This window comes from Streptomyces hygroscopicus subsp. hygroscopicus, assembly GCF_001553455.1.
Taxonomy (GTDB): domain Bacteria; phylum Actinomycetota; class Actinomycetes; order Streptomycetales; family Streptomycetaceae; genus Streptomyces; species Streptomyces hygroscopicus.
In genome coordinates, this window is sequence record NZ_BBOX01000117.1 from 22,727 (window position 1) to 30,530 (window position 7,804).

Annotated in this window: 7 protein-coding genes; 5 read left to right on the plus strand and 2 right to left on the minus strand. The window is 70.0% G+C overall.

Annotation, left to right across the window (positions count from 1 at the left end; all coding sequences use genetic code 11):
• Positions 1-86 precede the first annotated feature (86 nt).
• Complete coding sequence (locus AXW62_RS13370; RefSeq protein ID WP_060944719.1) at positions 87-845, plus strand: hypothetical protein; 759 nt, start codon at positions 87-89, stop codon at positions 843-845.
• 35 nt (positions 846-880) lie between these two features.
• Here the strand turns inward: AXW62_RS13370 and pyk are convergent, their stop codons facing one another.
• Positions 881-2,311 carry a pyruvate kinase gene (pyk, locus tag AXW62_RS13375; RefSeq protein WP_060944720.1) on the minus strand — a complete coding sequence of 477 codons (1,431 nt, stop codon included), beginning with the start codon at positions 2,309-2,311 and terminating at the stop codon, positions 881-883.
• Positions 2,312-2,445: 134 nt separating this feature from the next.
• A complete protein-coding gene (locus AXW62_RS13380; protein WP_060944721.1) occupies positions 2,446-3,204 on the minus strand; it encodes an SIMPL domain-containing protein in 759 nt (252 codons plus the stop codon).
• Positions 3,205-3,592: 388 nt separating this feature from the next.
• On the opposite strand from AXW62_RS13380, the gene AXW62_RS13385 reads away from it, so the two are divergent.
• The 4 genes from AXW62_RS13385 to AXW62_RS13400 all read left to right on the plus strand — a co-directional run.
• Positions 3,593-5,401, plus strand: coding sequence for a bifunctional metallophosphatase/5'-nucleotidase (locus tag AXW62_RS13385; protein WP_060944722.1), 1,809 nt, complete (start codon positions 3,593-3,595; stop codon positions 5,399-5,401).
• 556 nt (positions 5,402-5,957) lie between these two features.
• Entirely contained in the window at positions 5,958-6,476 is a 519-nt protein-coding gene (locus AXW62_RS13390; RefSeq protein ID WP_060944723.1) for a toxin-antitoxin system HicB family antitoxin, read from the plus strand.
• A gap of 100 nt (positions 6,477-6,576) precedes the next feature.
• Entirely contained in the window at positions 6,577-7,419 is an 843-nt protein-coding gene (locus AXW62_RS13395) for a DUF4097 family beta strand repeat-containing protein (RefSeq protein WP_060944724.1), read from the plus strand.
• 102 nt (positions 7,420-7,521) lie between these two features.
• The coding region (locus AXW62_RS13400) for an ATP-binding cassette domain-containing protein (RefSeq protein WP_159060871.1) at positions 7,522-7,804 on the plus strand (283 nt) is incomplete at its 3' end.

Consider the following 7,804-nt stretch of genomic DNA (forward strand, 5'->3'; position numbering starts at 1 on the left):
AATGCGAATCAGGGATCTTCCTTCGATAAGGTGAACAATCCTTCGAAGGGACGCCCATCGGGTGCGTCACGGTCACGCTCGCATGTATGTACGACCTGGAAACACGCAAACGCGTTCTCGCCCTGGTTCGCCAAGGGCGCAGCCTCAACTCCGTAAGCAAACAGACGGGGATATCCCGGTACGCGATCCGGGCATGGACGATGCGGCTGGAGCCCATCCGCCGCACAACGGACTGTCCCAGGTGCGCGCCCGAACCACGCGCGCTGGAGGACCCCGCCGCCTACGTCTATCTGCTCGGGCTCTACCTCGGTGACGGCTGCGTCAGTCCGCTGCGAAAGGGCCTGCACTTCCTGCGCATCGCCTGTGCGGATGCCTGGCCGGGCCTCATCGACTCCTGCGCGGAGGCGATGCGCGCCGTCCGGCCCGACAACAGCGTCTACCGCGTCCAGCGGCAGGGGTGCGTCATGGTGACCGGCTACAGCAAACACTGGCCGTGCCTGCTTCCCCAGCATGGACCGGGCAAGAAGCATGATCGCGTCATAGCGCTGGAGCCCTGGCAGCAGGAGATCGTCAGCACCCACCCCTGGGAGTTCGTCCGAGGGCTGGTGCACTCCGACGGCTGCCGGATCACCAACTGGACGACGAAGATCGTCGGCGGGGAACGCAGGCGTTATGAGTACCCCCGGTACTTCTTCACCAACAAGTCCGACGACATCCGGAGACTCTTCACCGACACGCTCGATCAGCTCGGTGTCGCATGGCGGCAGACCAACGCATGGAACATCTCCGTCGCCCGCCGCGCCTCCGTCGCCCTCATGGACGCACACGTCGGGCCGAAGTACTGAGCCCAGTACTTCGGCCCCCAGGGAGCGAGGTTCGGTTACCTCAGGTCGTCCGCGCCGATGTGGTGGACGCGGACCAGGTTGGTGGAGCCGGAGACGCCGGGCGGGGAGCCGGCGGTGATGATGACGAGATCGCCCTTGCGGCAGCGGCCCAGTCGCAGCAGTTCCTCGTCCACCTGCGCCACCATCTCGTCCGTGGAGTTGACCATCGGACCGAGGAAGGTCTCCACGCCCCAGGTGAGGTTGAGCTGGGAGCGGGTGCCCGGTTCCGGGGTGAAGGCCAGCAGGGGGATCGGGGAGCGGTAGCGGGAGAGGCGGCGGACGGTGTCGCCGGACTGGGTGAAGGCGACGAGGAACTTGGCGCCGAGGAAGTCCCCCATCTCGGCCGCCGCGCGGGCCACCGCGCCACCCTGGGTGCGGGGCTTGTTGCGTTCGGTGAGCGGGGAGAGGCCCTTGGCGAGGATGTCCTCCTCGGCGGCGGCGACGATGCGGCCCATGGTCTTGACCGTGACGATCGGGTACTTGCCGACGCTGGTCTCGCCCGAGAGCATCACCGCGTCCGTGCCGTCGATGACCGCGTTGGCCACGTCGGACGCCTCCGCCCGGGTGGGGCGGGAGCTGTCGATCATCGAGTCGAGCATCTGGGTGGCGACGATGACCGGCTTGGCGTTCCGCCTGGCCAGCTTGATCGCGCGCTTCTGGACGATCGGCACCTGCTCCAGCGGCATCTCCACGCCGAGGTCGCCACGGGCGACCATGATGCCGTCGAAGGCGTCGACGATCCCCTCGAGGTTCTCGACCGCCTGCGGCTTCTCGATCTTGGCGATGACGGGGAGCCGGCGGTCCTCCTCGTCCATCACCCGGTGGACGTCCACCACGTCGTTGCCGTTGCGGACGAAGGAGAGGGCGATGACATCGGCGCCGGTGCGCAGCGCCCAGCGCAGGTCCTCGATGTCCTTCTTGGAGAGCGCGGGGACGGAGACCGCGACGCCGGGGAGGTTGAGTCCCTTGTGGTCGGAGACCATCCCGCCCTCGATGACGATGGTGTGCACCCGGGGTCCGTCGACGTCGACGACCTCGAGGGTGACACGGCCGTCGTCGACGAGGATGCGCTCGCCCTTGCTGACGTCGCCGGCCAGCCCTTCGTAGGTGGTGCCGCAGCGGAACCGGTCGCCCTCGACGGGTTCGACGGTGATGGTGAACTCGTCTCCGCGTTCAAGGAGTACGGGACCTTCACGGAAGCGGCCGAGCCGGATCTTCGGGCCTTGAAGGTCGGCGAGGATGCCGACGCTGCGGCCGGTTTCCAGCGAGGCTTTGCGCACTCGCCGATAACGCTCCTCGTGCTCGGCATAGGTGCCGTGGCTGAGGTTGAGGCGGGCCACGTCCATTCCGGCTTCGACGAGTGCCTTGATCTGCTCGTACGAGTCGGTGGCGGGTCCCAAAGTACAGACGATTTTTGCTCGGCGCATGGTGCCGAGCCTATGACTTACCAGCGAGTAAAGAACCGGGAAGTCCACACTCCTCCATGGCCTTTGGATGGCAGGTCGTTGACAACTAATGAAACGTGCACGGGGGTGCTCCGATGAGCGTTGCGGAGGGCGGTTCACAGCTCCGGAGGGGTCATCGTGAAGCGGGCGTTGACGTGCGCGTACACCGTCTGGCGCTGCGGTTCGAGGTCGAGCGCGGCCACGGCGTCGGGTTCGGGGCCGCGGTAGGCGGACCGGCCGCGCGGGGAGGCGACGGCCACGGGCTGGAGCGGGCCCTGGTCCGCTTCGAGATCGGCGAGTTCGGTGAGCGCGACCAGCCGGGCGCCGAGCGCTCCGGCGTACTCGCGGGCCCGCCGCACCGCCTCGCGCACCGCCTGCTGCCGCGCCCGGCCGTGGGCGGGCGAGTCGGGGCGCAGCCCCCACCGGGGGCCGTCGACGCGGGTGAGTTCGAGGTCGGCGAGGCGGGTGGTGAGTTCGCCCAGCACGGTGAAGTCGGCGAGGGTCACGGTGAGGTGCACCCGGCCGTGATGGGCCCGTACGCGCTCATGGCGGCCCTTGGGAGCCAGTTCCGGGGTGATCGAGAAGGAGCCGGTCTCCAGTTTCTCGACCGCCTCGCCGTAGGACTTCACCAGGTCGAGGACGTGGTTGTTGCGGCGGGTGAGGTCCTCGAGCGCGGCGCGCCGGTCGGTGCCGCGGGCGCTGACGGTGATGGTGAGCCGGGCGATCTCGGGGTCCACTTCGAGGCGTGCCTCGCCGAGGACGGCGACGCGCGGGGCGTCGGGGGTGCCGTAGGGCACGGGGGCGGCGGCGGGCTGCGGCGGTCGGCCGGGCGGGGCGGGCTGAGCAGGCTGGGCGGGCTGGTCCGGCTGGTTCACGGCGGCTCCTGGGTGGGCGCACGAGGGATGTGCGCGGGGCGGGCGTCGGGCGGGTGCGGGTCGGGGGGCGGGTGTGCGCGGGGCGGCGTTCGGAGCGTACGGCGGGCGGCACCGACCCACCGGGCAAGGAGGACCGGCCCACCGGACGAGGAGGATTCTTCCGCCCTCGGCGCAGGCGGCACAGGCGGCGTACACGGCGACGCGCGCCTCTCGTTCGACCGGTCCTCAGAGCGTTGACGTCCGTCAAGGGTGCCGGGCGGCTCGGGTGGCGCGCTGGGCGGCAACCTGATCGCAACCTGCCGGGGGTGGTGCGCGGGGTTACCACTGCGTCAGAATCTACGCGCGTTGTGCCCGGTCGAAGGGCCTGTACCACATGGGGAGACAAGAGATGCCGCTCAACCGTAGGACGTTCCTGGGCCGCTCGGCGGCGACGAGCGCGGGGGTCGCGCTGGCCGGGGCCTCGGCCTCCGCCGCGGCCGCCGAGACCCGGGGGCACCAGGGCCCCTCCGGTCGTCGGAAGCGGTACGCCTTCACCGTGATGGGCACGACCGATCTGCACGGCAACGTCTTCAACTGGGACTACTTCACCGATGCGGAGTTCGATGACGCGGCGCACAACGATGTGGGCCTGGCGAAGGTCTCCACGCTGGTCGACCAGGTCCGCGCGGAGAAGGGGCGCCGCAATACGCTGCTGATCGACGCGGGCGACACCGTCCAGGGCACCCAGCTGTCGTACTACTACGCCAAGGTGGATCCGATCACGGGCTCGGGCGGCCCGGTGCATCCCATGGCGCGGGCGATGAACGCGATCGGCTACGACGCGGCGGCGCTGGGCAACCATGAGTTCAACTACGGCATTCCGGTGCTGCGGAAGTTCGAGGAACAGTGCGACTTCCCGCTGCTGGGGGCGAACGCGCTGGACGCGAAGACGCTGCGGCCCGCCTTCGCGCCGTACTGGATGACGCGGCTGCGCACCCCGTTCGGGCGGGATGTGAAGGTGGCGGTGCTGGGGCTGACCAATCCGGGCATCGCGATCTGGGACAAGGCCAATGTGCAGGGGAAGATGACCTTCCCGGGCCTGGAGGAGCAGGCCGCGAAGTGGGTGCCGCGGCTGCGGTCGATGGGCGCCGATGTGGTGATCGTTTCGGCGCATTCGGGAACCAGCGGCACGTCCAGCTATGGCGATCAGGTGCCGTACGTGGAGAACGCGGCGGCGCTGGTGGCCGAGAAGGTGGCGGGGATCGACGCGATTCTGGTGGGCCACGCGCATGTGGAGATACCCGAGTCGCGGGTGGTGAACAAGGAGACCGGACGTGAGGTCGTGCTGTCGGAGCCGCTCAAGTGGGGTCAGCGGCTCACCCTCTTCGACATCGAGGTGGCGTGGGAGCGGGGCCGCTGGCAGGTGGCGTCGGTGTCGGCGAAGGTGCTGAACTCCAACGCGGTCGAGGAGGACCCGCGGATCGTGCGGCTGCTCGACGCCGAGCACAAGAAGGTCGTCGGCTATGTGAACCAGGTCATCGGCACCTGCTCGGCGGCGATGACGGCCGCCGAGGCGCCCTACAAGGACGCGCCGATCATCGACTTCATCAACCATGTGCAGTCGGAGACGGTGAAGGCGGCGCTGGCGGGGACGGCGTACGCGGACCTGCCGGTGCTCTCGCAGGCGTCCTGCTTCTCCCGGACGGCGGCGATCCCGGCCGGGGAGGTCACGATCCGGCAGGTGGCGGGGTTGTACCCGTTCGAGAACACGCTGGAGGCGCGGGTGCTGACGGGTGCCCAGCTGAAGGAGTACCTGGAGTTCTCGGCGCGCTACTACGTACAGACGCCGGCGGGCGGCGATGTGGATCCCGCGAAGCTGACCAACGCCTCGGGCACTCCGGACTACAACTACGACGCGGTCGGCGGGCTGACGTACGAGATCGACATCGCGAAGGCGCCGGGCTCGCGGATCGTCGGTCTGAGCTTCGACGGCAAGCCGATCGACGAGAAGGCGCAGTTCGTGCTGGCGGTCAACAACTACCGGGCGAGCGGGGGCGGCAACTTCCCGCATGTGGCCTCCGCGAAGCAGGTGTGGGCCAATTCCGAGGAGATCCGGAACACGATCATCGCCTGGGTGCAGGCGAAGGGGACGATCGATGTGTCGCGGTTCGGCTCGGTGGACTGGAAGCTGACCCGCGAGGGCGTGCCGGTCTTCTAGTCCGGCGCAGCTGACCGGCGAGGGCGGTCCGGCCTCCGGGCCCCCGCACGGCTGACCGACGAGGGCGAGGACGGTCCGGCCTCCGGGCCCCGGCGAAAAGCTGACCGGCGAAGGCGGTCGGGCTTTCGGGCCCCGGCGTGGTCCGGCCTGCCACCACGGCACAGCTGACCGGCGAGGGCCGTCCGGCCTCCGGGCCCCCGCACAGCTGGCCGACGAGGGCGAGGGCGGTCCGGCCTGCCGCTACGGCGACGCTGACCCGCGAAGGCGACCCGGCCTTCCGGCCACGGCGCCCGGCCGCCGGACGGGCGGCGGGCCGTCCCTCCTCTCGACCTCCCCCCATGGCACCGGATGGCGCCAGGTGGCACCACGTGATGCCATCTGGCGCCATCCGGTGCCATTTCACGTTCCCAAGGGGCGCGTGAGCACGCATAGCACCACCACACCCCAGCCCACCTCGCCACATTTCCGCAGGTCAGAGAGGCGATCCATACATCCGTCCACTGCACGGCGCCATACGGGCTTGCACATGGCGCCATAGTGATGCCATCATGGCGTCATGGACCTCACCCCGTATGTCGACACCCTCCGCCGCGAACTCGCGGTGGCCGCCGAAGCCGGCGGGGACGATGCCCGCGAGCTGGCCGAGCGGCTCACCGCTCCTCTGGAGTCGGCGACTCGTCTGACCATGCTCCAGGTGCTCTCCGCCGCGATGGACGAGATCACCCTCGAACTCGCCCCCGGCTCGGTCGACGTACGGCTGCGCGGGCTGGACCCCGACTTCGTGGTGACGCTGCCGCCCACCGACGGCGGCATCACGGAAGCGGCCGCCGCGCCCGTCGAACCGCCCATGGCGCAGGCGCCCGCCGAGGGTGACGAGGGTGGCACCGCCCGCGTCAATCTGCGTCTGCCGGCCCATCTCAAGGCGCGCGCCGAGGAGGCCGCGAGCCGTGAGGGCCTGTCGGTCAACGCTTGGTTGGTGCGGGCCGTGTCGGCGGCGGTCGAGGGCGGCGCGCGCCCCCGCACGACGGAGAAGACCCGCGCCGTCGGACAGAGCTTCACGGGCTGGGTGCGCTAGCCGCGCCCGCGCCCCAAAGAACGGCACCAAGAACAGCACTTCGCCCACACCACGTCCCACCAGCGGGGACGTTCCCAGGACTCATGAGGACGGTACAGCCATGCCTTCTTTCGACACTCCCGAACCGATTTCGGTCACCGCCCACGTGGGGGCCGGTTCGCTCCGGTTCACCGCGAGCGACCGCCTCGACACCGTCGTCGAGGTGCGGCCCGGCGACCCGAAGCGGGACAAGGATGTGCGGGCCGCCGAGCAGACCGAGGTCAGCTACGCGAGTGGCGTCCTGACCATCAGGACGAAGGAGCGCCGTTTCGTCGGGTCCACCGGCGTCGTCGATGTGACGGTCGACCTGCCCGCGGGCTCGCACGCCGAGGTGACCGGGTCCTGGACCCAGGTGCTCGGCGAGGGGCGGCTCGGTGAGGTCCGGGTGAAGACCTCGGGCGGCGACGTCCGCCTCGATACGACCGGGCCGCTCCGGATGACCGTCTCCCACAGCTCGATCAGGGTCGACCGGGTCGAGGGCGTATCCGAGATCACCACCAGCACCGGCAGTCTGCGCGTCGGCACCGTCCACGGTCCGGCCGTACTGAAGAACTCGCACGGCACCACGACCGTCGGCACCGTGACCGGTGACCTGCGGGTGAGCGGTGCCCTCGGCGACATCGACATCGAATGCGCCGGGAGCTCGGTCACGGCCACCACCGCCCACGGCGCTCTGCGCGTCGCCGAAGTCGCGCGGGGGCAGGTGGAGTTGGGGACTTCGTTCGGCGCCATCGAGGTCGGCGTCCGGGAGGGTACCGCCGCCTGGCTCGACGTCAGCTCCGAGCGCGGGCAGGTGCGCAACGCCCTCGCCGACTCCGGGCCTCCGGCGGAGACCGAGGACACCGTCACGATCCGCGCCCGGACCCGCTGGGGCAACATCGACGTGCGCCGCGCCCGGGTCTGAGCACCGGTCCCCCGCACTCGCCCCACTTCTCTCCAGTCACCTCACCTCAGTCACCTCACCTCCGAAGCCTTCACATGGGAGGGCTCCATGGCGTCTTCTGTCATGCCCACATCCAGTCGCCCGGTTGGTCCGCGGCCACCCGCCGCCGTCTCCGCCGTCGGCCTGCGCAAGTCCTACGGCGACAAGCTCGTCCTCGACGGGATCGACCTGCGCATCCCGGCCGGGTCCATCTTCGCGCTGCTCGGCCCGAACGGCGCCGGCAAGACCACCGTCGTCAAGATCCTCTCCACTCTCATCTCCGCCGACGGCGGGCAGGCCCAGGTCGCGGGCCACGACCTGGCCGCCGACCCGCAGGCGGTGCGTGCCGCGATCGGCGTCACCGGCC

What these genes read in the sequence shown, in the direction of transcription:
- AXW62_RS13390 (WP_060944723.1), top strand. Translation starts at nt 5,958, where the DNA reads ATGGACCTCACCCCGTATGTCGACACCCTCCGCCGCGAACTCGCGGTG.
- pyk (WP_060944720.1), bottom strand. Translation starts at nt 2,311, where the DNA reads ATGCGCCGAGCAAAAATCGTCTGTACTTTGGGACCCGCCACCGACTCG.
- AXW62_RS13370 (WP_060944719.1), top strand. Translation starts at nt 87, where the DNA reads ATGTACGACCTGGAAACACGCAAACGCGTTCTCGCCCTGGTTCGCCAA.
- AXW62_RS13385 (WP_060944722.1), top strand. Translation starts at nt 3,593, where the DNA reads ATGCCGCTCAACCGTAGGACGTTCCTGGGCCGCTCGGCGGCGACGAGC.
- AXW62_RS13395 (WP_060944724.1), top strand. Translation starts at nt 6,577, where the DNA reads ATGCCTTCTTTCGACACTCCCGAACCGATTTCGGTCACCGCCCACGTG.